28 protein-coding genes and 1 tRNA gene are annotated in these 23,291 nt (G+C 45.3%); 21 read left to right on the forward strand and 8 right to left on the reverse strand.

Annotation, left to right across the window (positions count from 1 at the left end):
• Positions 1-62 precede the first annotated feature (62 nt).
• The 5 genes from hflX (at position 63) to AC4E8B_RS10290 (ending at position 5,670) form a co-directional block, all read left to right on the forward strand.
• Positions 63-1,319 (forward strand): GTPase HflX, encoded by a 1,257-nt coding sequence (gene hflX, locus AC4E8B_RS10270; protein ID WP_490218721.1) that lies wholly within the window; start codon positions 63-65, stop codon positions 1,317-1,319.
• Between the two features lie 48 nt (positions 1,320-1,367).
• Positions 1,368-2,636: a methionine gamma-lyase family protein gene (locus tag AC4E8B_RS10275; protein WP_490218722.1), complete on the forward strand. Its 1,269-nt coding sequence runs from the start codon at positions 1,368-1,370 to the stop codon at positions 2,634-2,636.
• Positions 2,637-2,795: 159 nt separating this feature from the next.
• The gene (locus AC4E8B_RS10280) at positions 2,796-3,200 is read left to right on the forward strand and encodes a MerR family transcriptional regulator (RefSeq protein ID WP_224906531.1); all 405 of its coding nucleotides are present in this window, start codon (positions 2,796-2,798) and stop codon (positions 3,198-3,200) included.
• 36 nt (positions 3,201-3,236) lie between these two features.
• Positions 3,237-4,571 carry a type I glutamate--ammonia ligase gene (gene glnA / locus AC4E8B_RS10285; protein WP_490218723.1) on the forward strand — a complete coding sequence of 445 codons (1,335 nt, stop codon included), beginning with the start codon at positions 3,237-3,239 and terminating at the stop codon, positions 4,569-4,571.
• 853 nt (positions 4,572-5,424) lie between these two features.
• Positions 5,425-5,670, forward strand: coding sequence for a hypothetical protein (locus tag AC4E8B_RS10290; protein ID WP_490218724.1), 246 nt, complete (start codon positions 5,425-5,427; stop codon positions 5,668-5,670).
• Between the two features lie 82 nt (positions 5,671-5,752).
• Here the strand turns inward: AC4E8B_RS10290 and AC4E8B_RS10295 are convergent, their stop codons facing one another.
• Positions 5,753-6,274, reverse strand: a complete 522-nt coding sequence (locus tag AC4E8B_RS10295) for a hypothetical protein (protein WP_490218726.1) — start codon at positions 6,272-6,274, stop codon at positions 5,753-5,755.
• A gap of 203 nt (positions 6,275-6,477) precedes the next feature.
• Between AC4E8B_RS10295 and AC4E8B_RS10300 the strand changes: the two genes are divergently transcribed.
• Both AC4E8B_RS10300 and AC4E8B_RS10305 read left to right on the forward strand, forming a co-directional pair.
• Positions 6,478-6,885, forward strand: coding sequence for a hypothetical protein (locus AC4E8B_RS10300; protein ID WP_490218728.1), 408 nt, complete (start codon positions 6,478-6,480; stop codon positions 6,883-6,885).
• 108 nt (positions 6,886-6,993) lie between these two features.
• On the forward strand, positions 6,994-7,527 hold the full coding sequence (locus AC4E8B_RS10305) for a helix-turn-helix domain-containing protein (RefSeq protein WP_490218730.1): 534 nt from the start codon (positions 6,994-6,996) through the stop codon (positions 7,525-7,527).
• Between the two features lie 159 nt (positions 7,528-7,686).
• Here AC4E8B_RS10305 and AC4E8B_RS10310 read toward each other — a convergent pair whose 3' ends face one another.
• The 3 genes from AC4E8B_RS10310 to lexA all read right to left on the reverse strand — a co-directional run bounded on the left by AC4E8B_RS10310 (position 7,687) and on the right by lexA (position 9,593).
• Positions 7,687-8,229: a DL-endopeptidase inhibitor IseA gene (locus AC4E8B_RS10310; protein ID WP_490218732.1), complete on the reverse strand. Its 543-nt coding sequence runs from the start codon at positions 8,227-8,229 to the stop codon at positions 7,687-7,689.
• Between the two features lie 205 nt (positions 8,230-8,434).
• The gene (locus AC4E8B_RS10315; RefSeq protein ID WP_094767396.1) at positions 8,435-8,716 is read right to left on the reverse strand and encodes a DUF4257 domain-containing protein; all 282 of its coding nucleotides are present in this window, start codon (positions 8,714-8,716) and stop codon (positions 8,435-8,437) included.
• A gap of 253 nt (positions 8,717-8,969) precedes the next feature.
• Entirely contained in the window at positions 8,970-9,593 is a 624-nt protein-coding gene (gene lexA, locus AC4E8B_RS10320; RefSeq protein WP_009791598.1) for a transcriptional repressor LexA, read from the reverse strand.
• 158 nt (positions 9,594-9,751) lie between these two features.
• On the opposite strand from lexA, the gene yneA reads away from it, so the two are divergent.
• From yneA to AC4E8B_RS10355, 7 genes are all read left to right on the forward strand, one after another.
• Entirely contained in the window at positions 9,752-10,084 is a 333-nt protein-coding gene (yneA, locus tag AC4E8B_RS10325) for a cell division suppressor protein YneA (protein ID WP_490218735.1), read from the forward strand.
• 15 nt (positions 10,085-10,099) lie between these two features.
• Positions 10,100-10,747, forward strand: a complete 648-nt coding sequence (locus AC4E8B_RS10330; RefSeq protein ID WP_490218736.1) for a YneB family resolvase-like protein — start codon at positions 10,100-10,102, stop codon at positions 10,745-10,747.
• Between the two features lie 129 nt (positions 10,748-10,876).
• Entirely contained in the window at positions 10,877-11,116 is a 240-nt protein-coding gene (locus AC4E8B_RS10335) for a DUF896 domain-containing protein (protein ID WP_490218737.1), read from the forward strand.
• A gap of 179 nt (positions 11,117-11,295) precedes the next feature.
• The gene (gene tkt, locus AC4E8B_RS10340; protein WP_490218739.1) at positions 11,296-13,296 is read left to right on the forward strand and encodes a transketolase; all 2,001 of its coding nucleotides are present in this window, start codon (positions 11,296-11,298) and stop codon (positions 13,294-13,296) included.
• 201 nt (positions 13,297-13,497) lie between these two features.
• Positions 13,498-13,935 carry a sporulation inhibitor of replication protein SirA gene (sirA, locus tag AC4E8B_RS10345; RefSeq protein ID WP_490218741.1) on the forward strand — a complete coding sequence of 146 codons (438 nt, stop codon included), beginning with the start codon at positions 13,498-13,500 and terminating at the stop codon, positions 13,933-13,935.
• 86 nt (positions 13,936-14,021) lie between these two features.
• Positions 14,022-14,237: a YneF family protein gene (locus tag AC4E8B_RS10350; protein WP_009790944.1), complete on the forward strand. Its 216-nt coding sequence runs from the start codon at positions 14,022-14,024 to the stop codon at positions 14,235-14,237.
• 139 nt (positions 14,238-14,376) lie between these two features.
• Entirely contained in the window at positions 14,377-14,574 is a 198-nt protein-coding gene (locus AC4E8B_RS10355) for a hypothetical protein (RefSeq protein ID WP_490218743.1), read from the forward strand.
• A 45-nt stretch (positions 14,575-14,619) separates the two neighbouring features.
• Here the strand turns inward: AC4E8B_RS10355 and AC4E8B_RS10360 are convergent, their stop codons facing one another.
• Entirely contained in the window at positions 14,620-14,889 is a 270-nt protein-coding gene (locus AC4E8B_RS10360) for a hypothetical protein (RefSeq protein WP_490218744.1), read from the reverse strand.
• 207 nt (positions 14,890-15,096) lie between these two features.
• Between AC4E8B_RS10360 and AC4E8B_RS10365 the strand changes: the two genes are divergently transcribed.
• Together AC4E8B_RS10365 and AC4E8B_RS10370 are read left to right on the forward strand one after the other, a co-directional pair.
• Positions 15,097-16,860: an ABC transporter transmembrane domain-containing protein gene (locus AC4E8B_RS10365; RefSeq protein ID WP_490218746.1), complete on the forward strand. Its 1,764-nt coding sequence runs from the start codon at positions 15,097-15,099 to the stop codon at positions 16,858-16,860.
• Entirely contained in the window at positions 16,850-18,649 is a 1,800-nt protein-coding gene (locus AC4E8B_RS10370) for an ABC transporter ATP-binding protein (RefSeq protein WP_490218748.1), read from the forward strand. The genes AC4E8B_RS10365 and AC4E8B_RS10370 overlap by 11 nt, the downstream gene beginning before the upstream one ends.
• 49 nt (positions 18,650-18,698) lie before the next feature.
• On the opposite strand, the gene AC4E8B_RS10375 is transcribed toward AC4E8B_RS10370, so the two are convergent.
• Positions 18,699-18,872: a Spo0E family sporulation regulatory protein-aspartic acid phosphatase gene (locus AC4E8B_RS10375; RefSeq protein WP_490218750.1), complete on the reverse strand. Its 174-nt coding sequence runs from the start codon at positions 18,870-18,872 to the stop codon at positions 18,699-18,701.
• 321 nt (positions 18,873-19,193) lie between these two features.
• On the opposite strand from AC4E8B_RS10375, the gene AC4E8B_RS10380 reads away from it, so the two are divergent.
• The 3 genes from AC4E8B_RS10380 (at position 19,194) to AC4E8B_RS10390 (ending at position 21,127) form a co-directional block, all read left to right on the forward strand.
• Entirely contained in the window at positions 19,194-19,901 is a 708-nt protein-coding gene (locus AC4E8B_RS10380) for a cytochrome c biogenesis protein CcdA (RefSeq protein ID WP_490218751.1), read from the forward strand.
• Between the two features lie 236 nt (positions 19,902-20,137).
• Positions 20,138-20,497, forward strand: coding sequence for a response regulator (locus AC4E8B_RS10385; protein WP_490218752.1), 360 nt, complete (start codon positions 20,138-20,140; stop codon positions 20,495-20,497).
• A 135-nt stretch (positions 20,498-20,632) separates the two neighbouring features.
• Complete coding sequence (locus tag AC4E8B_RS10390; protein WP_101547531.1) at positions 20,633-21,127, forward strand: CcdC family protein; 495 nt, start codon at positions 20,633-20,635, stop codon at positions 21,125-21,127.
• A 297-nt stretch (positions 21,128-21,424) separates the two neighbouring features.
• Here AC4E8B_RS10390 and AC4E8B_RS10395 read toward each other — a convergent pair whose 3' ends face one another.
• Positions 21,425-21,859 carry a DUF2621 domain-containing protein gene (locus tag AC4E8B_RS10395; protein ID WP_490219615.1) on the reverse strand — a complete coding sequence of 145 codons (435 nt, stop codon included), beginning with the start codon at positions 21,857-21,859 and terminating at the stop codon, positions 21,425-21,427.
• A 159-nt stretch (positions 21,860-22,018) separates the two neighbouring features.
• Between AC4E8B_RS10395 and AC4E8B_RS10400 the strand changes: the two genes are divergently transcribed.
• Positions 22,019-22,363 carry a hypothetical protein gene (locus tag AC4E8B_RS10400; protein ID WP_490218753.1) on the forward strand — a complete coding sequence of 115 codons (345 nt, stop codon included), beginning with the start codon at positions 22,019-22,021 and terminating at the stop codon, positions 22,361-22,363.
• Positions 22,364-22,443: 80 nt separating this feature from the next.
• Positions 22,444-22,540, forward strand: a tRNA-Sec gene (locus AC4E8B_RS10405).
• 365 nt (positions 22,541-22,905) lie between these two features.
• Here the strand turns inward: AC4E8B_RS10405 and AC4E8B_RS10410 are convergent.
• Positions 22,906-23,268 (reverse strand): YxeA family protein, encoded by a 363-nt coding sequence (locus AC4E8B_RS10410; RefSeq protein WP_490218755.1) that lies wholly within the window; start codon positions 23,266-23,268, stop codon positions 22,906-22,908.
• Between the last annotated feature and the right edge of the window lie 23 nt (positions 23,269-23,291).

The raw sequence follows: 23,291 nt of genomic DNA on the forward strand, positions 1-23,291 counted from the left end.
ATATTTTAAGGTCAGGTGTACGTATTGGAAATAAGCGGATTTTTAAAGAAAAGAGGGATCGTTTGGAAAATAAAACGGAATTCGAAAGGGTTATTCTCGTGGGCTGCCAGACTAGCGAGGACGACAGGCATTTTCAATATTCAATGGAGGAGCTTGCATCCCTGACAGAAACAGCCAATGGCAAAGTACTGGCCGAACTGTCCCAGAAAAGAGACAGAATCCATCCTTCTACATATATAGGAAAAGGCAAGGTTGAAGAATTAAAGATGCTTGAGGAAGAGATAGGAGCGGACCTGATCATTTTCAATGATGAGCTTTCCCCAAGCCAGGTCAGGAATGTTTCTAAAGAAGTGAACAGCAGGGTCATTGACCGCACTCAGCTGATCCTCGATATCTTTGCACAGCGGGCAAGGTCGAAGGAAGGCAAGCTCCAGGTTGAGCTTGCCCAGCTGCAGTATCTGCTGCCGAGGCTTGGCGGCCAGGGCATTCAGCTTTCCAGGCTCGGTGCCGGGATCGGGACAAGAGGACCGGGGGAAACGAAGCTTGAATCCGACCGGCGCCACATCCGCAGGAAAATCGATGATATCAAGTCGCAGTTGTCAGTCATCGTCCAGCACAGGGACAGATACCGCGAGCGCCGCAAAAAGAACAAAGCGTTCCAGATTGCCCTTGTAGGCTACACAAATGCCGGGAAATCGACTTTGTTCAACCGGCTCGCCGAAGCTGAATCCTTTGAAGAAAACCAGCTCTTTGCGACGCTTGACCCGATGACAAGGAAGCTTATCCTCCCAAGCGGTTATCTGGCGCTAGCCACCGATACAGTAGGGTTCATTCAGGATCTGCCGACAACCCTTGTAGCGGCCTTCAGGTCGACGCTTGAGGAAGTAAGTGAAGCGGATTTGCTGCTCCATGTTATCGATTCATCGAATCCGGATTATTTCCAGCATGAAAAGACCGTGAACAAGCTGCTCGAGGATCTTGATATCCAGCACATCCCGCAGCTGGCGGTTTATAATAAGAGAGACGAAATGCACCCGGATTTTGTTCCGACGGCAAAGACGGAATCCCTTGTGATCAGCGCATTTGAGGAAGAAGACCGCAGCAGGCTGAAGAGGAAAATCGAAGAAATTGTGCTGGGCCTCATGAAGCCATATCAAGTGGAAGTTCCGTCAACAGAAGGAAGGCTTCTGTCGCAGCTGAAAAATGAGACGATTTTGAGAGAGCTCTCTTTCCAGGAAGACAGGGAGGTTTATCTCTGCAAAGGATATGCCCTTGAAGATCACCAGATCACAGGAGAATTAAACAAATACACAGTATAAAGAGGGCCGGAGGGGATGAACCCTCCGGCTCTTGGATTGGAGAACATCATGTTTCAGCATTTAGAATACGGAAGCCGGATTCAAGAACTGGCTTCACAGGCAGAAGAACAAATTGCATCCGTTCATAAAAAAATTGACCAAAAAATCGAAGCCAATCAGTTCAGGGTGCTTGAAAGCTTTCAGCATTACAAGGTAAGCGATTCTCATTTCATCCCTTCAACCGGCTATGGCTATGATGATATCGGCCGTGATACTCTCGAAAAAATTTATGCGAGAGTGTTTGGGGGAGAAGCAGGCCTTGTAAGGCCGCAGATCATCTCCGGAACCCATGCCATCTCAACCGCTCTATTCGGTATCCTCCGGCCTGGGGATGAACTGCTTTATATGACCGGGAAACCTTATGATACCCTTGAGGAAATCGTCGGCATCAGGGGCAAAGGGACAGGCTCTTTGAAAGAATTCGGCATAAGCTACAGCAGTGTTCCTCTCGGTGAGGATGGATATGTCGATTTTGAAGCCGTGAGGAGCGCCATCAAGCCGAATACGAAGATGATCGGAATTCAGCGGTCCAAAGGCTATGCTGTCAGGCCTTCTTTTACAATTTCCCAGATCAAGGAAATGATACAGTTTGTAAAAGAAATCAAGCCGGATGTGGTTGTATTTGTAGACAACTGCTATGGGGAATTTATCGAGGAAATGGAGCCCTGCCATGTTGGCGCTGATCTGATGGCCGGATCTCTCATTAAGAACCCCGGCGGCGGACTGGCGAAAACGGGCGGCTATATCGTCGGCCGGGAAGATCTGGTTGAGGCATGCTCCTACAGAATGACATCGCCTGGGATCGGAGCGGAAGCGGGGGCCTCGCTGTACAGCCTCCAGGAGATGTACCAGGGATTCTTCCTTGCTCCCCATGTTGCCGGACAGGCGCTGAAAGGGGCAGTATTCACTGCTGCGCTGCTTGAAATGCTAGGGATGAATTCTTCCCCGAGATGGGATGCAGAGAGAACTGATCTTATTCAATCCGTCCAGTTTGATGACCGCGATAAAATGGTGGCATTCTGCCAGGCCATTCAATACGCTTCTCCCATCAATTCCCATGTGACCCCTTATCCCGCTTATATGCCGGGCTATGAGGATGATGTCATCATGGCGGCGGGCACATTCATCCAGGGAGCAAGCATCGAGCTTACCGCCGACGGTCCGACCCGTCCGCCATATGTTGCCTACGTCCAGGGCGGGCTTACATACTCGCATGTAAAAATCGCCATATGCACAGCCATCTCTTTCTTAGCAAAAAAGGGTTTAATACCACTTTAATAGGTGAATATATAAAAGGGCAGCAGAGCTGTCCTTTTTATTTTCGTTCAGGAAAATTTTTTTGTGTTTTAATGTTATAAAACCTTACATAAAGTTGACAACAAATCTGACATTACATATAATAAACACAAGAAATGATTGTAAAGGAGGAGAAATCGGATGAAAGGCAGTGAAATACGCCGTTCCATGCCGCTATTTCCAATTGGGACTGTAATGCAGCTGACTGAGCTTACGGCCAGGCAGATCCGCTATTACGAGGAACACCAATTGATTTCTCCAGCACGAACTGACGGAAATAGACGGCTTTTTTCCTTGAATGATATTGATAAGCTCCTGGAAATCAAGGATTTGATCGACCAGGGAGTCAATATGGCGGGAATCAAGCAATTATTCGCCATGCAGGAACAAACATTAACAGCTGAAGTGCAGCAGCAAGCAGAAAAAGTAAGGCGCGATTTATCTGATGATGAATTGAGAAAGCTCCTGAGGCAGGAAATGATGCAGGCCGGCCGATTCAACCGGCATTCGCTCCGCCAGGGAGATATGTCCCGCTTTTTCCATTAAAAATAAAATTGATGTGCTTTAAGGGAGGAAAAACTAATGGCTAACTACACAAAAGATGACATTAAACGTATTGCTGAAGAAGAAAACGTAAAATTTATCCGCCTTCAATTTACGGATATCCTCGGAACAATCAAAAACGTGGAAATCCCGATTTCCCAGCTTGAAAAAGCGCTGGACAACAAAATGATGTTCGACGGCTCTTCCATCGAAGGCTTCGTCCGCATCGAGGAATCAGATATGCTCTTGTATCCTGACCTCAGCACTTGGGTGGTATTCCCTTGGACGGCTGAAAAAGGCAAAGTTGCCCGCCTGATCTGTGATATCTATAATCCGGATCTTACTCCATTCGATGGGGATCCGCGCAACAACCTGAGAAGGCTCCTTGATGAGATGAAGGAATTAGGCTTCACAAACTTCAACCTCGGACCTGAGCCGGAATTCTTCCTGTTCAAGCTTGACCAGCAGGGCGACCCGACTCTTGAACTGAACGATAACGGAGGCTACTTCGACCTTGCGCCGACTGACCTTGGCGAAAATTGCCGCCGCGACATCGTGCTTGAGCTTGAAGAAATGGGCTTTGAAATCGAAGCTTCCCACCATGAAGTGGCACCAGGGCAGCACGAAATCGACTTTAAATATGCTGATGCACTGACTGCATGCGACCAGATCCAGACATTCAAGCTTGTTGTCAAAACGATCGCCCGCAAGCACGGCCTGCACGCAACATTCATGCCGAAGCCATTATTCGGCGTAAACGGATCAGGTATGCACTGCAATATGTCATTATTCAAAGATGGCGAGAATTCCTTCTACGATACAACTGGAAATCTTGAGCTCAGCGACACTGCACGCCAGTTCATCGCCGGCATCATCAAGCATGCTCCAGCTTTCACAGCTGTAACGAACCCGACTGTCAACTCTTACAAGCGCCTTGTACCTGGCTATGAAGCACCTTGCTATGTGGCTTGGTCTGCAAGGAACCGTTCACCGCTGATCCGCATCCCGGCATCACGCGGCATGAGCACACGTGTTGAGGTCCGCAGCGTTGACCCGGCAGCAAACCCATACCTGGCTATGGCAGTTCTATTAAAAGCAGGGCTTGATGGAATCAAGAACAAACTGACTCCTCCTGCACCGGTCGACCGCAATATCTATGTGATGAACAAAGAAGAGCGCGTAGCAGAAGGCATCGAAGATCTTCCTGCAACACTTGCCCAGGCGCTTGAACAGCTGAAGAGCAATGAAATCATGGTCTCAGCCCTTGGCGAACACATCTTCGAACACTTCATCGAAGCGAAGGAAATTGAGTGGGATATGTTCCGCACACAAGTTCACCCTTGGGAGCGCGAGCAGTACCTGCAGATGTATTAATAGATTTGGCCCCTTGATACCATTGGTATTGAGGGGTTTTTTTATGTTGATTTAAGAGGGGTCCGATTTTTACGATTCAAGGGCAGTCTTCATATATTTGGCCGGTTCGCCTCAAGAGGGAGATAGGAGTCACTCTAGTGGTGGAAGAAACAGGTCAGAGTGACTCAAGAGGAGGGTATGAGTCACTCTGATACTGGAAGAAGCTGTTTAGAGTGACTTGAGAAAAAGATAGGAGTCACTCTAAAGCTGAAAAAGCCAATTAGAGTGCCTCAGGAGGAGAATATGAATCACTCTGATGGTGCGGAAGGCTGAGCAGAGTGCCTTAAATTAAGAATATGAATCACTCTGATGGTGGGAAAGGCTGAGCAGAGTGCCTTAAATTAAGAATATGAATCACTCTAAAGCTGAAAAAGCCAACCAGAGTGCCTCAAAATAAGGATATGAGTCACTCTAAACCTGAAAAAGCCAACCAGAGTGCTTCGAAATAAGGATATGAGTCACTCTAAACCTGAAAGAGCTAACCAGAGTGCTTCAAGAGGAGAATATGAATCACTCTGATGGCGGGAGAAGCTGGGCAGAGTGACTCAGTATAAATCTATGAGGCACTCTAAAGAAAAAAAGCCGAACAGAGTGCCTCTAGTGGGGAATATGAGTCAATCAGACGCTTAAGAAAGCCGGTCAGTCCTCGAATTGGTTCATTCTTGCCTTTTCATATTTCTTTTTATTCGGATATGGTCCTGCCGGGCCATACTGGATGCTCATATAGCTTGCTTTTTACTCAATATGTTAGTTTATTTTCCTCTTTCCTACCGCGATAAGATTGCTTATAATACACTAAAAAGGGAGGGGACAAATGGATAATTCTCCGGTCTGGCCAAAAGCAGCTGCCATCTTTCTCTTTTTAGCATCAACCTCATTCTTAATTATGGGTAAGAAAGAATTGTTCTTTGTGGCCACGGTATCACTGATTTTTTTTGCTTCTTTGGCAAGAACTATTCTTCATTCCAAGCAAAAAGATAGATCATATAACTTTAACTTGGTGATGACTATTTTCTTTGGATTGTCACTATCTTTCGGCATATTCTATTTTTTCTTTTAATGGAAAAAAACCTTTCTCACTCTAGAGGACTTTTTCTAATTCAAAAAAGGCCCTTTTATCCTTAAAGGGCTGAATTTCTTCCTTACTTTGGCTGTGCCTCGGTGACAGTAGTTCCTAGGAGTGTGTTGTCCACATAACTGTTTAATTTCCAGCGTCCTTCCCTGACTGGAGTAATATTCGCGACGAATTTTAATGCATTTTCCGAATAGGGCATGCTCTGTTTTTCATCGCTGGACAAATCAACCACCATGGTGTTCGCAAGGTATATCTCCTCGTTTTTATCTTTCTCACTGATCCCCTTAATGGTAACTTTCTCATGAAGCATTTTCTTTTTTTCTTCTGGTGTCACCCATAAATACCAAGTGTGTATCCCTTGTGTATCTACCCTGAATACATCCGGAGAAAGGGCGTATTTTCCTGATTCTCCATATAAATTTAAAGACTTCCCTTCCAGTTCTATAACTGTATGAGGTGTGGGCGACCAGGTCTTCAGTTCCTCTGTAGAATTGTGGCTTACAGCAAGAAGGTCTTTTTTTTCATTTTCATTAGAACATCCTGAACTTATCAATAGGATGAAGAGTACGTAAGTTAATATTTTCTTCAAAAATCTATCTCCCAACTGTATAATTTATACAATTATAACCTGATATTTTAACGGCAGGAATATCAAGAGGGTTGGGAAAATTTTTATAGCCTATGGTTTATATATAATCAGGGCATTACTTTCTAAATTTCAGAGGGAATGGATGTCCTTTTTTAATGGATTAAAGATAGATAAATCGAAAATTCTAAAGGGTGGTTATGTGCATGCACTTTGAAAGGATACTGAATTTGACTGAACTGGAAGCATGGGACATTTTTTTGGAAGATAGAACTTATCGGATGATTATCATTGATGAAAAAAGGGCCTGTACTCTTGCTGATTTCCCCCAGGAAGATCATGTACCATCTGATGAAATGAGATCAAATATCGTTAAAGCAGAAGTATACTCAGTGGAAAAAGTTCTGGATGATCATATATATCACCTGGACCAGCTGGCAAAAAGCTTTACTGATCATCTTGCACTTGCACATTGCCATGTTAGAGTGAATTTTTATGCAGGAAACTTGGAGTATGCGCTGAATGACCATGTTAAAAGCAAATTTGGCTGCAGTTACGAAGAGATTCCTTTGAAGAGCTTTTTTTATCTAAATCAAAATCTGGATTCCAAGTAAGACAAGCAGTATGGCAGCCATTTTTTTATTAAAATTGCACATTCGACCTGAACCAGCCCTTCTCATTTTTGCAGGAGGGCTTTATTATGTTAAAGAGGGAGGTATGAAATGAAACGTGACTGGCTGATAACACTCAGGAAAAGCAAAAATATGACTCAAGCAGATGTGGCCGATCTGATTTTCATCGATCGTGCTTATTATTCACAAATTGAATCTGGAACAAGGAATCCCAGTGTTGATATAAGCAGGAATATCGCCAAAGTACTGGATATTAACCCTTCGCTGTTATTATCTGATTTAGCCGCCTTTCAAGAGGTGTTTACGCAGACGAAATGCATGCTGGCACACAGTGACCTTGAGCTGAGGTATACATGGATCTTTGATTCTGCTAATCAGGCGGAAGTTAATCAGTTCATAGGTGCCAGGGATGATGAATTAAGTTTTTGCATCGATTCGCAAAAACTGATATCCCTGAAGCAGAGAGTGATTGATACAAAAGAAACATCAGGAACATTTGCAGAATACGAATATAACAATGAAGTACACACGCATTACATAGTAGGATATCCCTTGCTTGGGGACGATGGGGAATTAATTGGCATTGGTACATTTGGGATTAAAATAAATGCATTGGGTCTTTAATTATAAAATACAGGTAATTGCATCTTCTAATCGATTCGATTTTAAAACTAATACAGTTCAGAATGAATGCGATAATTAGCCATGTATAAATTTATAGGAATTTTAAAGCAATAGGAAATTGCCTTGAACAATCGTCCAAGGCAGTGCATGTTCCTTACATTATCTCACCGCATCAAAAGCATTAATCTGCCACTTCCCGAGGACCTTTACAAACGTAACTTTTTTCTTTTCATATTGCTTTTCGCCGTAAGGGACCGTAAATTCGAACTGGCGGATATCTTTTCTGGAATAGATGAGCTTTGCTTTGGCTTTATTCCATTCAAGCAGGCTGCCGCCATCAGCATTCGGCTGTGCCATCTTGCCTTTATACTCAATGAATCTGTATTTTTTGTAGCCTTTGCTGATGGCATTTAAGGTGAATGATTCATTAAGGTACTTGGTCAGCTTGCTTTTAGTATTGATTTCACTGCACAGGTAGCGATATTCCGTGCCTTTGTATTGAAAAGTTTTGATAGAGCAGGCTGTGTTCTTTTTGGATGGGATATGGCCGTTCATGCTGTTCCAGTGATGCACACGTGCGTTAACCGCCAGTTCGATTGCTTTCTTGCTGCTTAAGTCTCCGCCCGCGGATTTTGCTGAGGCGCCAAGACTGAATGTAAACAGGGCGACAGCGGCTAACAGGATGGATAATAGTTTTTTCATTTTAAAGCCTCCAATAAGTGTATTTGCTTTCTAACCTTATATTACCTTTCCTTCTCCTCAAAAGAGTTACAGAAAAGTTACCGAAATGCAGATGATTGTTTACAGTTTTCAGGCGTAAAAAGAGCCTCTTCCCAACTTTCCGGGAGAGGCTTCTTACGTTTGTACTCGTGATAGTTTCAGCATAATTTCCGCTTTTCCTCCTGTTTCATTTCTTTTCGGCCCTTATTAAGTCAAGACTGCGGATCAAGGCTTCACCGCCCAGTCCTGCAAGCATGGACAGGAATGCTACCTTCAAGAGGGAGCTTGCATCTGATGAAAGCACAAGCAGCGCTGAGGCGAGTGATCCCAATACCATTTCCTCCAAAAAGCCGAGATAGATGAATTGCTTCGTTCTTTTCGGCATGATCAGCTTCCCGTGTTTCTTTAGATGCCCAACCGCGCCGACAAGGCCACCAATGAATATTGCGAAGACGACATGCTGCCACATTTGCCTCACACTCCTAAAGCCGGAATTTTTGGTGCGACCTTAGGTCAATCATGGTGTTGCTTCTATTATATAACAGACCTGCCGGGTGAAGATATGGATAAAATGACTGAATTTTCAGATTTATTTAATAGTACATATTTACTCTTCAGGAAAAACTAAGCAGCAGCAGATGCGACTATTCTAGTATTCACAAGGTTTTTTGAGCAGAAAACAGCCCAGGCGATCAGGTGCCCGGGCTGAGAGAATCATATAATCAGTGAATATGGCGGTATACGCCAATGACCTTGCCGAGAATGGAAACATTCCGGAGGATGATCGGCTCCATTGTAGAGTTTTCAGGCTGAAGCCTGATATAATCCCTTTCCTTGAAGAACCGCTTGACGGTTGCTTCATCTTCATCTGTCATTGCCACGACAATATCGCCGTTGTTGGCTGACTGCTGCTGGCGGACGATGACATAGTCGCCGTCAAGGATGCCGGCTTCGATCATACTTTCACCCATGATCTCAAGCATGAAGACCTGTTCGGCTGCCGGTGCCATGCTTTCCGGCAGCGGGAAGAATTCTTCTACATTTTCAATCGCGGTGATCGGCTGTCCTGCTGTGACCTTCCCGAGTATAGGGACATTTACAACATTGTTCCTTGGGATATGTGATGTCTCATCAAGCTCCAGGATTTCAATTGCGCGCGGCTTTGTCGGATCCCTTCTGATCATCCCCTTGCTTTCGAGCCGGGCGAGATGCCCGTGCACTGTCGAGCTGGACGCCAGGCCGACCGCTTCCCCGATTTCCCTTACTGAAGGGGGATAACCTTTTGCCTTTACTTCTTCTTTGATAAATTCCAGTATGTCCTGCTGCCTTTTGGATATTTTAGCCATGTATTCGCACCCCGTATGGTTATTATTGATTAAATTATAGCATGTACCCGAAACAGATACAAACATAAGTTCGAATTTTTGTTGACGGAAAACACATGTTCGGTTTATAATAAATTCAACGAAATGCGAACATATATTCTTATGACGGGGTGTCTTTTATGAAAAAATTGTGGAACCAGTATTCATATGCTATTATACTTATCGTTTTAAGCTTTGGGTCGGCTTTGCTGCTTACCGGATATGACAGGATTTTCGGGGAAGAAGACTATATAGAAGTAACAGTAGATGAAGGTGATACATTATGGGGGCTGTCTCAGCAATTTTCGGAAAAGCACAAGCTGTCAGCAGAAGAATTCGTGATGTGGGTGGAAGAGGAGAACGGAATAGCGGGCAGCACGATCAAAGCGGGTGAGCAGATCCTTATCCCGGTAAAAGCGGACAGCCATACAAGGCAGCTGCAGGATGACCTTCAGAACTTTGCGGGTGAATAACATAAAGGAGCATATATGAAAGCAGTAATCTATTGCAGGGTATCAACAACAAAAGAAACACAGGAAACATCACTGGAGAGGCAGGAAGAGGAACTGGCTGCACTTGCCGGGGAAAAAGGCTTTGAAGTAGCCGCAGTCATCAGGGAACAGGCCAGCGGGTATGACCTGGAGAGGGACGGTGTGCTTGAGCTCCTTGACCTTATTAAGACTGAGGGGATCAAAGCCATCCTCATCCAGGATGAAACGAGGCTCGGAAGGGGCAATGCAAAAATCGCCCTGCTTCACTTCATATATAAAGAGGGCGCTATGCTCTACAGCATTTCCCATAATGGGGAGCTGCAGCTTTCCGAATCAGATTCCATGGTTCTTAATATTGTCTCAATGGTGGAAGAATATCAGCGCAAGCTGCATAATATCAAGATCAAAAGAGGCATGAAAAGGGCAGTGCACAGAGGGTTCAGGCCGGAGAAGAACCTTAAGAATCTGGGGGAGCACTCCGGAAGGGAGCGGATTGAGGTTCCAATAGAAGAAATTGTCCGCCTTAGAGCCAGCAAGCTTACATTTTCGGAGATTGCGGCAACTCTCAGGGGCTTCGGCTATCCTATTTCCAAGGCGACGGTGCACAGGCGCTATCAGGAATACATAGATGCACAGGAAGAGTAAGAGTGTTTGCCTTGGCAAACGCTTTTTTTTATAGTAACATTTGATGTATTCTCCGGCCGTTTAGACCAGGGTTTTAAGGGGAAACGACTAGAGAAAGCTAAATGAAATGAATGAAAAAGGAGCGTTATTATGCTGCCTAAAGATAAAATGGCCAGAATCAATGAGCTGGCAAACAAAGCAAAAACCACAGGACTGACGACCGAAGAGGCCAAGGAGCAGACGAAGCTTCGCAGCGAGTATCTGCAGACTTTCCGTTCCAATATGCTTACAACCTTAAAAGGTGTAACCATCATGGATCCCAAAGGGAATGATGTTACACCGAAAAAGATCAAAAAGCTCCGCGAGGACGAAAAGAAACGCCTTCATTGATGCACCATGCCAAAAAGGGACTCATAAATATGTGTTCCCTTTTTGGATTTATTTTTGGTTCTCTTTTACATACAGGTTTTCAAAATGCACAAGCTATACAGAAGCTTCTCAGTTGTGTAAAATTAAGAGCCGCTATAATATTAAAAAGTAAGATTCTTTATAAAGGAAGGATGTAGTATATGTTTGAATCTATTGATGATTTGTCGATAAGCTCGATCAGAACTTTATCTATCGATGCGATTGAAAAAGCTAATTCCGGCCACCCTGGCATGCCGATGGGGGCAGCTCCGATGGCATATACACTCTGGAGCCGTTTCATGAACCATAACCCGGCTAATCCTGAGTGGTTTAACCGTGACAGGTTTGTCCTGTCTGCAGGACATGGCTCTATGCTTTTATACAGCCTGCTGCACTTATCAGGCTACGGTCTCACAATCGATGATTTGAAGGAATTCCGCCAGTGGGGAAGCAAAACTCCTGGACACCCTGAATATAAACATACGAAGGGCGTAGACGCGACAACAGGCCCGCTTGGACAAGGCATTGCCATGGCAGTCGGCATGGCCATGGCAGAACGCCATCTTGCAGCTGTTTACAATAAAGACAAGTATAATGTAGTCGACCACTTTACATACAGCATCTGCGGCGACGGTGACCTCATGGAAGGTGTATCTGCCGAAGCTGCATCGCTTGCAGGCCACTTGAAGCTTGGCAAGCTGGTTGTCCTTTATGATTCAAATGATATCTCCCTTGACGGCGATCTTGACCGTTCTTTCTCTGAAAGTGTAGCGCAAAGATTTGAATCATACGGATGGCAATATATCCGTGTTGAGGATGGCAATGATCTTAGCGAAGTAGCGAATGCGCTTGAAGAAGCAAGAGGAGATCTTGACCGCCCGACTATGATCGAAGTAAAAACGGTCATCGGATTTGGTTCTCCAAATAAATCCGGAAAATCTGACGTACACGGAGCCCCGCTTGGAGCTGATGAGCTTAAGCTGACGAAGGAAGCTTACAAGTGGACCTTTGAAGAAGATTTCCATGTTCCGGAGGAAGTGTACAGCCACTTCAAAAAGCATATCGCTGACCGCGGAGCGCAGACTGAGCAGGAGTGGAACTCTATGCTCGACAGCTATAAGCAGGAATTCCCTGAGCTCGGTGCCCAGCTTCAGGGAGCAATGGATGGCGAACTTCCAGAAGGATGGGATAAGGACATTCCAGTTTATGAAACAGGTTCAAGCCTGGCAAGCCGCGCATCTTCCGGCGAAGCACTGAACGGAGTCGCGCAGAATCTTCCATTCTTCATCGGCGGATCTGCTGACCTTGCCGGTTCAAACAAAACGATGATCAAAGGCTCAGGCGACTTTACCCCTGCTTCATTCGAAGGCCGCAACATCTGGTTCGGCGTAAGGGAATTTGCCATGGGTGCTGCGCTTAACGGCATGGCCCTCCACGGCGGCTTAAAGGTATTCGGAGGAACCTTCTTCGTATTCTCTGATTATCTTCGCCCTGCAGTCCGCCTGGCTGCTCTTATGGGACTTCCTGTTACTTATGTATTCACGCATGACAGCATTGCTGTCGGTGAGGACGGCCCTACTCATGAGCCGGTTGAACAGCTTGCATCACTTCGTGCGATGCCTAACCTGTCTGTCATCCGTCCGGCTGATGGAAATGAAACTTCAGCTGCATGGAAAGTGGCGGTAGAATCACAGGATAAGCCGACAGCGCTTGTGCTGACGCGCCAAAACCTGCCTACCCTTCAGGATACTGACAAAAACGCCTATGATGGTGTGTCTAAGGGTGCTTATGTTGTCTCACCTGCAGGCAAAAACCAGGCAGATGCCCTGCTGCTTGCTTCCGGATCTGAAGTGCATCTTGCGGTGAAAGCTCAGGAAGCATTGAAGAAAGAAGGCATTGAGGCTGCGGTTGTTTCCATGCCTGCTTGGGACCGCTTTGAAGCACAATCCAAGGAATACAAAGAAAGCGTCATTCCGAAGGCTGTGAAGAAACGCCTTGCAATCGAAATGGGCTCTTCACTTGGCTGGCACAGATATGCAGGTGATGAAGGGGATGTATTGGCGATTGATACATTCGGCGCATCTGCACCAGGCGAGAAGATCATTGAAGAGTATGGCTTTACAGTAGAAAATGTGGTAGCACGTTTAAAGGCCCTTCTATAAAGGGTATAAAGAGAGCGTCAGAGTACGCTCTCTTTTTTATTTGTATTTAATTAATTGAAAATTTACAATATTTCAATAGAATATATAGTCAAATCGGCCTGTTCGACAAAACTAGTGCCTATTTTTGACGCTGAAAGACAAAGTAACTGATTCTGTTCCCTTATACTTGAAGCAATATAGAAGATATTGGAGGAGATGTTGGTGAGAACCTATCAGCTTTATTTAATAGAAGATGAATTTGCTTCGCATTATTTTGGCAGAGAGCGGATGTTCTACCAGCTCTTTCAGGAATACAGCCGTTCTAAGGGAGAGCTGAAATCGATCCTTTCCCGGCAGATTGAGTTTATCACCAGGCCAATCCCTGCCCTCAGGCTTCACCAGTATCTCACACAGCAGCTTTCAAGGAAAAAAGGGGCATCCGCCGATCAGGGGGCCTATGTCATTCAAAGCGGAAAAAACAGTGCGGCGCGGCTTGAAGTCTATGACCGATGTTTAGTGATAGAATCACATGGGAATTATGATGCTGAAACGGTGTTCTTTGAAATCCTCAGGAAAAACGAATCCTCTTATTTGGCGGTTGATATGAATAACAGCCGCTATGGATGGCTGAAGCCGATCAAAGAAAGAAAATTTATTTAAATAGGGGAAAAACAGGTGCAGATATTGTATAATAACCTTTGGTTTAGTACACTGTATGATAGACAACATGAAGGAGGAAGTTTTGAATGTGGGACGTTATTCTAGTTGGTATACTGGCATTGATCGCCGGTGTAGCACTAGGATTTTTCATTGCTCGTAAATATATGATGAGCTACTTAAAGAAAAATCCGCCAATCAACGAACAAATGCTTAAAATGATGATGATGCAAATGGGGATGAAACCATCACAGAAGAAAATTAATCAGATGATGTCTGCCATGAACAAGCAGTCCGGCAAGTAAGGCTTACATAGCTCTGCTGAGAGTAAAAGGGTCTGTTACGGAGCCATCACTGTACATCAAGAAAGCCGCTTTTTCTGTTATAATGACAGAGAGAAGCGGCTTTTTAGATAGATTGAGCAAATTTTAAATTGAGGGTAACATGAAAAAATACAGATTGAAAACCGGCTTTAACGGCAAATTCAAACGCGGTACAATATTCTGGCTGATTGCAGAGTCTGAATTCATCGGTATTAAGGAATATGTCTTGCGGACGAAAGACCTGGAGCATCGGATCCAGATTTCAGAAGAAGAGCTGATGGAGCATTTTGTGCGGCTTTATGACGGAAACGGAAGCTGATAGAGGACAAGCACCCTGGGCAGCAGGGATACTTGTCCTCTTTTATTATGCTTCTGGTGCAGATGTGAAAACGGAAAATCCGTAGATGCCGAAGTCAAGCAGAGTCACGAGCTGAAAGCCGTTAGCCAGAAGGCAATCGGATGCGGGGCCGTAAAGGGCTCCTGTTTCAAGTGTCTCAAGGCAGGCTTCTGCGTCATTCCCCAAAACAGTCGCCTGGGAAATCCTTCTCAGTGATACAGGGCTTAATGGGTTCCGGAACCAGCAGACTGTCACAACTGTCGGCAAACTTGGCAAAGATGGAATACAAGCAGACATTTAAACACCTCTTTTCGTTTTTATCTCTATAGTTAATGCTTGTACGCTCCAACTTGTCCCAGCCAATATCACGGATTTGGAGAAATGATGTAGATGCCCTTATTTCCTTCCATTCGAAAAAATCTTTCTTATTTTTATAATATTTGATAAACTATTTGAAGCATAATTGAGGCAAATTAAGGAAAACGAGAGCCGGGGGAAGCAAGCATGAAGGTATTTGCAGATTTAATGTGGTTTTTTAAGCAAGAAAAGAAATCGTATGTGACAGGAATTGTATTGCTGCTGTTTGTGGCATTCCTGCAGCTGATTCCGCCGAAAGTCATCGGTATCGTTGTTGACCATATCAAAAACGATACCCTGACAAACGGCCTTCTTGTCAAATGGCTCCTGATACTGATCGGAGCAGCACTCATGATGTACATATTGCGCTATTATTGGCGGATCATGATTTTCGGGTCAGCCGTCAAGCTGTCCAGGCAGCTGAGGAACAGGCTGTATCGGCATTTTACTGTGATGCCGCAATCTTTTTACCAAAGAAAGCGGGTCGGTGACCTGATGGCCCATGCGACCAATGACCTGCAGGCGGTCCAGCAGACGGCAGGCGCAGGGGTCCTGACCCTTGTCGACTCGCTTGCCACAGGGGGATTTGTGATCATTGCCATGGCTGCGACAATCAGCTGGAAGCTGACGCTCATCTGCCTGATCCCGATGCCGTTCATGGCCATCCTGACGAGCTGGTATGGGACGCTCCTCCATAGGCGCTTTCATGGAGCTCAGGAAGCTTTTTCTGCTTTGAATGATAAAACACAGGAAAGCATCACGGGCATCAAAGTCATCAAGACCTTTGGCCAGGAAAAAGAAGATATCGAGGACTTCCGGAAGCAATCACATGATGTGGTGGAAAAAAATATTTCAGTCGCCAGGGTAGATTCGCTCTTTGATCCGACAATCAGCATCATTGTCGGCATTTCGTTTTTCCTGTCTGTCGCATTTGGTGCCAGATATGTGATTTCAGGGGCATTGACGATCGGGGAGCTTGTTTCTTTTACAACTTACTTGGGACTTTTGATTTGGCCGATGCTTGCCTTTGGCTGGCTCTTTAATATCGTTGAAAGAGGCCGTGCATCCAATGACCGGATCATGAGCCTGCTCTCTGAAAAGGCAGAAGTGGCTGACAAGGAGAATGCCCTGCAAATCGTTCCGAGCGGGGATATTGTCTATGATATCAGGCAATTTCATTACCCGAACGAAGATAAGCCTGTCCTTGAAGATATCATCTTCCAGTTGAGAAGGGGAGAAACCTTAGGGATCGTCGGGAAGACAGGTGCCGGGAAAACGACTCTCCTTAAGCTATTAATAAGGGAATTTGACGGCTTTGAAGGCGATGTCCGCTTCGGCAGCCATTCTGTCGATGAGTATTCGCTGGAAAAGCTTCATGAGGCCATCGGCTATGTGCCGCAGGACCATTTCCTTTTTTCAGCCACGGTTGCAGAAAATATCGCCTTTGCAAACCCTTCAGCAGAGCGGGAGGAAGTATTCAAGGCAGCTAAGCTTGCCAATATCCATGAAGATATCCTTCAATTTACGGAGAGTTACGAAACGGTTGTCGGTGAGCGCGGCGTTTCTCTGTCAGGCGGGCAGAAGCAGCGGATCTCAATCGCCAGGGCACTCATGATGGATCCGGAAGTGCTGATCCTGGATGACTCCCTGTCAGCGGTCGATGCGAAGACAGAAGAAGCCATCCTGAACGGACTCAGGCAAAACAGGGCAGGCAAGACGACGATCATCACGGCCCACCGCCTGAGCGCCATCCAGCATGCGAATGTGATCATTGTGCTAGATGAGGGCAGAATCACACAAAAAGGCACACATGTTGAGCTGATGGAGCAGGAAGGCTGGTATAAGAGCATGTATCTCCGCCAGCAGCTTGAAGAACTTGTAGAGCACGGAGGCAGAAGCCATGGAGCATAACCAGCAGGATATTAATAAGAAAGAACAGCGGAGCGTCCTATACCGGCTCCTTGCCTATACTAAGCCGCATAAACCAACGATCATCCTGGCCTTCAGCCTGTTATTGCTGACAACGATCGGCGATATCATGGGGCCGATCCTTGTTAAAATATTCATCGATGATTACCTGACACCAAGGAACCTGGCATATGAGCCTTTGCTGCTGCTGGGCGCAGGCTATATCGGCATCCAGGTCATGAATGTCCTGATCTCTTATTTCCAGCTCCTTAAGTTTCAGGAAATCGCTTTAAAAATCATTCAGCAGCTGCGGATCGACGTCTTCTCAAAGGTGCAGTCGCTCGGCCTTAAATACTTCGACCAGACACCTGCCGGAAGCATTGTCTCGCGCGTCACAAATGATACAGAGGCTATCAAGGATATGTTTGTCAGCGTCCTGGTTATCTTCATCCAGAGCGGCTTCCTATTGATCGGGATATTCATCGCCATGTTTGCATTGAATGTCCAGCTGGCATTATTCTGCCTGGTGATTCTTCCTATCATTTTTATGATCATGCAGATGTACCGGAAATACAGCTCTCGCTTTTATCAGGATATGAGGGAAAGGCTCAGCCAGCTTAACGCAAAGCTCAGCGAGTCGCTCCAGGGTATGGGGATCATCCAGGTGTTCAGGCAGGAAAAGCGCCTCCGAAAAGAATTCGGGGACATCAACCAAAAGCATTATGATGCAGGAATGAGGAATATCAAGGTCGATGGGCTGCTGCTCAGGCCGGCGATCGATCTTGTGTACACACTTGCGCTTGTGATTGTCCTGGGCTTTTTCGGGATCACATCATTCGAAAATCCGATTGAGATCGGGGTATTATTTGCCTTTGTCAGCTATCTGGACCGCTTTTTCGAGCCGGTCAACAATATGATGCAGCGGCTTTCTATGTACCAGCAGGCCATCATTGCCGGCTCTAGGGTATTCAGGCTCCTTGATGAAGAAGAGCTCGCGCCTGCCCAGAAGGAAGAGAAGCTTTCAATCGGCGACGGACAGATTGAATTCAAGGATGTCAGCTTTTCTTATGATGGAAAGCGGGATGTGCTGAAAAACATCAGTTTTACTGCCAAGCCGGGCGAAACAGTGGCGCTGGTTGGCCATACAGGAAGCGGAAAGAGCTCGATCATCAATCTGATGATGAGGTTCTACGAATTCTCAAGGGGCGACATTCTGATCGACGGGCAGTCGATTAAGTCTTATCCAAGGGAAGAGCTGAGGGAGAAGCTTGGCCTTGTCCTCCAGGATCCGTTTCTGTTCTACGGAACGGTTAAGGACAATATCCGCCTCCATGATATTGAGATGACTGATAAGGAAATAGAAGAAGCAGCCCATTTCGTTCAGGCGCACACCTTCATTGAGAAGCTTGATGACCGCTACAATCACAAGGTGGTTGAGAGGGGCTCGACCTTCTCCAGCGGACAGAGGCAGCTGATCGCTTTTGCCCGGACGATTGCCAGCAATCCGAAGATCCTTGTCCTTGATGAAGCAACCGCCAACATCGACACAGAGACAGAGGAGGCCATCCAGACGGCCCTTGAGAAGATGAGGAAGGGCAGGACGACGATTGCCATCGCCCACAGGCTTTCCACCATCCAGGATGCCGAACTGATCCTTGTTCTGCACCAGGGGGAAATTGTTGAACGGGGCACCCATCAGGAGCTGCTCGCCCTGAAAGGCTTGTACCATAAGATGTACCTGCTGCAGAATGGCTCAGTCGAGAGGGTGGAAGACGCAGTCGGAAATGCCTGAAAGACAAAATAAAAACAGCTTGGGCTTTTATAGCTTCCAAGCTGTTTTTCTATTGCGTCTGAACCTTTTTTATAAAAATGCGGTTATATTCGTTCAAGAGATGGTCAAGCTCCTGACTGTACTTAATCGCAGCAGTTGAATGCAGGCCATTTTTCATGGCGACATGGATTAGTTCAGCCCGCTTCTTCTCAATCAAAGACAGTAGTTCTTGTTTTGCTGCCACGGCTGATAGTCCTTTCCTGTGGATTTAAAGAGGCCCCATTTTATTATCGTTTATATGTATGCTTCCAATTCATAACCATGTAAAAACATGATAGATTATAACAAATAATGTTAGTTACTCATACAGTATATCGAATAATGGTAATAAATTCAAAAGAAAGTTTTTCGGATATGACAAAAACATTATCAAAATTATAACATGTCCTTTATATGTTTTTAATATAATTATAGTAGGTCACAAAGTGTTCACAACCTGTCCATTATCTTTCTCGGCCGGCTTTTGTTAAAATGGTAAGGAATCAAGGAAAAGAAGGTGTCCTGAATGACAGATGTCAATATATTCATTGCCCTTGGAGCGGGCTTCCTGAGCTTCATTTCTCCCTGCTGCCTGCCATTGTATCCCGCATTCTTATCATACATAACCGGCATGTCAGTGGGCGAGCTGAAAGAAGAAAACGCAATGCTGCAAAGGCGGAGCATGCTGCATACCCTTTTCTTCCTGCTCGGGTTTTGCATCATTTTCATCGCACTCGGCTTTGGCGGTTCTTTTATTGGAAGAATATTCAGCGATTACAATGATCTGATCAGGCAGATCGGCGCAATCTTCATTGTTATCTTCGGATTGATGGTCGTCGGTGTCTTCAAGCCGGAGGCACTCATGAAGGAGAGGCGAATGGAATTCAAGAACAGGCCGGGCGGCTACCTGGGCTCAGTCCTCATCGGGCTGGCATTTGCAGCAGGCTGGACCCCATGCACAGGGCCGATCCTTATGTCAGTATGGGCGCTTGCTGCCTCCAACCCGGGATCAGGCCTTGTGTATATGATAGCCTATTCACTCGGATTTGCGATTCCATTCTTCGTGCTGTCGTTCTTCATCGGCAAAATGCAGTGGATCCGCCGCAATAATGTAAAAATCATGAAGATCGGCGGATATCTGATGATTGTTATGGGTATAGTGCTGTTCTTTAACTGGATGACTCAGATCATTTCGATTATCACAGCTCTGTTTGGCGGATTCAAAGGTTTCTAAGTGATAGCCCGGCGATCATGCCGGGTTTTCTTTTACTTAGTCATTTTTCCTTAAATTACAACTTGAAAAATGATGGAAAAGCGAAATTTGTCGTATTCTTTGGATTGAATTCTCCATCACATTGCGTTATATTGAAATATGTGCTCTTTTGTCTGAAGGTGATTTTGACGTTTGAAAATATAGAAAAATACATAATAATAGATTGATTTCTGTTGCAGTGTCGAGGGGGAACCAGCATGGCAAGAATATTAATTGTAGATGACGCAAAATTCATGAGACTCACCTTAACCGGCATCCTGAAGAAAGCCGAGCATGAAATCGTCGGGGAGGCCGAAAACGGCCGCGAAGCAATAGATCTTTACCGTGAGCTGAAGCCGGAGCTTGTTACCATGGATATTACCATGCCGGAAATGAGCGGCCTTGAAGCCATGAAGGAAATCAGACAGGAATTTCCGGATGCCAAGGTAGTGATGTGCTCAGCGATGGGCCAGCAGAAGATGGTCGTCGAAGCCATCGAAGCAGGCGCCAAGGATTTTATTGTGAAGCCATTCGATGAAGGCCGGGTACTGGAAGCAGTCAACCGGGTCCTCAGCTGATTCAAAGCCATTTAAGGCCGCTTAAATGGCTTTTCTTTTTGCCCTGATGTCCAAAGTCCCGAAAAATATTTTCTAAACAGAGGAATTTAGGATATAATATAATGGTAAATATTAAACATAAAAAGGATGAATGCTATGAACATGGTTGTAGCTTCTTCGATCGGAGCCATCTGCATGGCTGTTTTTGTCATGTTCATCCGGATGCGGGCAGCCAAGAAACCTGCTTCAGCCAAAAAGATCATCTTGCCGCCGCTTTTCATGAGCACAGGCGCATTGATGTTCGTCTTTCCGTACTTTCGCGTCACACCGCTTGAGATATTAGAAGCTGCCGGAGTCGGCATGCTGTTTTCAATCCTGCTGATCAAAACCTCGGCATTTGAAGTGCGTGATAATGATATTTTCTTAAAAAGATCAAAGGCCTTTGCTTTTATCCTGGTCGGCCTTCTTGTCGTCCGGATTGTGGCCAAGCTGATCCTCAGCTCCACGATCGACGTAGGCCAGCTGAGCGGCATGTTCTGGATCCTCGCTTTCGGCATGATCGTCCCTTGGCGGATCGCCATGTACCTGAACTACAAAAAGATCTACAATGAGCTCAATGGTACATCATTGGATACAAAGACAACCGTATAAACAGTGAAAACATCGAACTCGCTTTCGGTGTTTTTTTGTTAGGAAATAAGAAAGTATATTTTTTATCTTCGATTACTGTCTAGCTCCAGCGCCTACCCCCTCGAGGTCACAAGCCAATCCTCCCAAAAAGGCAAAGAACGCCTTTCCGGGAGGATCGTCTTGAGGCCCCCAGGATGGGGGTCATGCAGACGTTGCCACAGGACGTGGCGTTTTTAGTCTGCGTTCCTTAAAGGGGGTGACCAAGGCGCTTGCGCTTTTCTTATGAAAAAAACCACTCCACGTACAGTGGAATGGTTTCTAAAATAAATGCTCATAAGGAGCCATATCAACTTGTCTTTCAGTCAGCTTGCGGCGCAGGAATTTATGGTCCCGCTTCGGTGTCGCCAGAATATAGCCGCGGATGATGAGATCCTCCGTAATGCGCTTCGCCTTTTCATTCAATGCCAGCTCGCCGATTTTCCCGGCAATCTTCTGGCGCGCTACATCTCGGAAAAGCTCAGGCACAGGGCTCACCAAATCCTCCAGCAGCACCTTTTGATCCTGGGCCCACAGGCTCCTCGTCTGATCCACATAATGCTCTTCCCAATCAAGGATCGATTTACCATCCTCTTTTGGCATCCGCTTCAAAAACTTCCGGAACATAAAAAAGCCGCCGATCGCAAACAGTGACACCAGCACAACCACCCAAAACATAATAAACACCAAAAACCAGCCAGTAAGCTCTGTTGTCATTCTATTCACCTTCATTACATTAAACTTATTTACTATCATTATAAGCATATGAAGAGAAGGAGACAAGCCGATTCCTGCATAAAAAGTGGAACATAAGGAAAATGGCAAAGCCATTAAAAATTGTTTGATGGTACAATAAGGAAAAAGGGAGGGAACATAATGGAAAGCAGACGCAGTCTACAGCAGGAAAAAGAAAAGCTGCAAAAACAAAAGGATAAGCTGTTATTACAGATTTTCCTGCGCATCGCTCTTCTCATTGCAGCAGGTGTCGCCTACGGACTCTTCATGAGCTTTTTCAGCCCAATTGAAGGCACCGTTGAAACCCTTATCTTCTTTATCCTCGCCGCACTTGCCGTCTTTCTATGGATCCGCTTTATGGTCCAGCTTTTTCGCGTTTACAAGGTGCAATTTGAAATCAATAAGAACAATAAAAAGCTGCTCAAAAAGATAGCGGAAGAAGACCAGGACCAGAATAAAGGCAAAGGAACCGGCAGCTGGAGCTAAAGGCTTGAAAAGCAGCGAGAAATCCGGCATAATATCATTATTGCCAAATAACAAGAGCAGATGTTTACTGCTTTATCCACGGGGCTGAATGGGGTACTGGTGTCCCTCACGGTCTTCAAAACCGCTCGTGACCTGCGTGCCAGGTCAGCTGGGTTCGATTCCCAGGCGGTCCCGCCATAGTATACATATTAGTGCCGTACAGTTGTTGAGACTGTGCGGTTTTTTTTGTGTTGGTTGTTGCTTTAATGTGTGTGGGGTCAAGCACCTGACTTCTTTATTTCTTTTAGAAAAAAATTCTATTAGTATCAAAAAATTGCTTCTCCTCCTACCGATAGATTTTTCATTATTAAACTCAACTCCCTAACTGTGTGGCTAGACTTTTCACTTGTGTTTCGCAAGTGTTGACAAAGGCAAATGGGGAAATAAAGAGAAGAAGTTCATCTAGATTGAATTCGGTATGAAAGGACTACAAAAAATTGTGTAGTCCTTCTTTTGTATGCACAGTGCATCATCCTAATATGCACTAACTTAAAAGAGTTTCATTATTTAAGTTTAGATAATGCCTTTTCGGGTATTTCATCCTCTTGAACTTCCTCCCAGTATTTCCCGAGACTACCCTCTGCATACATTCTCAAATAGGCATATGGGCGCAGTTCTTTATCAATAACTCTGACGATTTCTTGTTTCTTTCCATCCTCAGCGTAGCCCGTAAATGAATAGCGATATTTTCCATTCCAAAGCTTTTTATAATTGTTTGTTTCAGTTTTTACATAATGGGGCTTATATTCGCTCTCTATTAACCCTGAAATTGTTGGCCTAAGCCCACTCGTTGTATTTTCAAAGTAAACACTCCAACCGATACCCATTATACTTATACAAGTGATAATATAAATCCACTTTTTCAATGCTATCCCGCCTTCTCAATTAA

The sequence above is a fragment of the Bacillus sp. SRL543 genome, assembly GCF_984799205.1.

Coding starts and splice junctions, on each gene's coding strand:
- AC4E8B_RS10290 (WP_490218724.1), top strand. CDS start 5,425: ATGGATAATTCTCCGGTCTGGCCAAAAGCAGCTGCCATCTTTCTCTTT.
- AC4E8B_RS10350 (WP_009790944.1), top strand. CDS start 14,022: ATGTGGGACGTTATTCTAGTTGGTATACTGGCATTGATCGCCGGTGTA.
- AC4E8B_RS10365 (WP_490218746.1), top strand. CDS start 15,097: ATGAAGGTATTTGCAGATTTAATGTGGTTTTTTAAGCAAGAAAAGAAA.
- AC4E8B_RS10280 (WP_224906531.1), top strand. CDS start 2,796: ATGAAAGGCAGTGAAATACGCCGTTCCATGCCGCTATTTCCAATTGGG.
- AC4E8B_RS10310 (WP_490218732.1), bottom strand. CDS start 8,229: ATGAAAAAACTATTATCCATCCTGTTAGCCGCTGTCGCCCTGTTTACA.
- AC4E8B_RS10315 (WP_094767396.1), bottom strand. CDS start 8,716: ATGTGGCAGCATGTCGTCTTCGCAATATTCATTGGTGGCCTTGTCGGC.
- AC4E8B_RS10385 (WP_490218752.1), top strand. CDS start 20,138: ATGGCAAGAATATTAATTGTAGATGACGCAAAATTCATGAGACTCACC.
- yneA (WP_490218735.1), top strand. CDS start 9,752: ATGAAAAAATTGTGGAACCAGTATTCATATGCTATTATACTTATCGTT.
- AC4E8B_RS10335 (WP_490218737.1), top strand. CDS start 10,877: ATGCTGCCTAAAGATAAAATGGCCAGAATCAATGAGCTGGCAAACAAA.
- AC4E8B_RS10380 (WP_490218751.1), top strand. CDS start 19,194: ATGACAGATGTCAATATATTCATTGCCCTTGGAGCGGGCTTCCTGAGC.
- AC4E8B_RS10300 (WP_490218728.1), top strand. CDS start 6,478: ATGCACTTTGAAAGGATACTGAATTTGACTGAACTGGAAGCATGGGAC.
- AC4E8B_RS10400 (WP_490218753.1), top strand. CDS start 22,019: ATGGAAAGCAGACGCAGTCTACAGCAGGAAAAAGAAAAGCTGCAAAAA.
- lexA (WP_009791598.1), bottom strand. CDS start 9,593: ATGGCTAAAATATCCAAAAGGCAGCAGGACATACTGGAATTTATCAAA.
- AC4E8B_RS10390 (WP_101547531.1), top strand. CDS start 20,633: ATGAACATGGTTGTAGCTTCTTCGATCGGAGCCATCTGCATGGCTGTT.
- glnA (WP_490218723.1), top strand. CDS start 3,237: ATGGCTAACTACACAAAAGATGACATTAAACGTATTGCTGAAGAAGAA.
- AC4E8B_RS10330 (WP_490218736.1), top strand. CDS start 10,100: ATGAAAGCAGTAATCTATTGCAGGGTATCAACAACAAAAGAAACACAG.
- AC4E8B_RS10395 (WP_490219615.1), bottom strand. CDS start 21,859: ATGACAACAGAGCTTACTGGCTGGTTTTTGGTGTTTATTATGTTTTGG.
- AC4E8B_RS10305 (WP_490218730.1), top strand. CDS start 6,994: ATGAAACGTGACTGGCTGATAACACTCAGGAAAAGCAAAAATATGACT.
- AC4E8B_RS10275 (WP_490218722.1), top strand. CDS start 1,368: ATGTTTCAGCATTTAGAATACGGAAGCCGGATTCAAGAACTGGCTTCA.
- AC4E8B_RS10370 (WP_490218748.1), top strand. CDS start 16,850: ATGGAGCATAACCAGCAGGATATTAATAAGAAAGAACAGCGGAGCGTC.
- tkt (WP_490218739.1), top strand. CDS start 11,296: ATGTTTGAATCTATTGATGATTTGTCGATAAGCTCGATCAGAACTTTA.
- AC4E8B_RS10360 (WP_490218744.1), bottom strand. CDS start 14,889: ATGTCTGCTTGTATTCCATCTTTGCCAAGTTTGCCGACAGTTGTGACA.
- AC4E8B_RS10355 (WP_490218743.1), top strand. CDS start 14,377: ATGAAAAAATACAGATTGAAAACCGGCTTTAACGGCAAATTCAAACGC.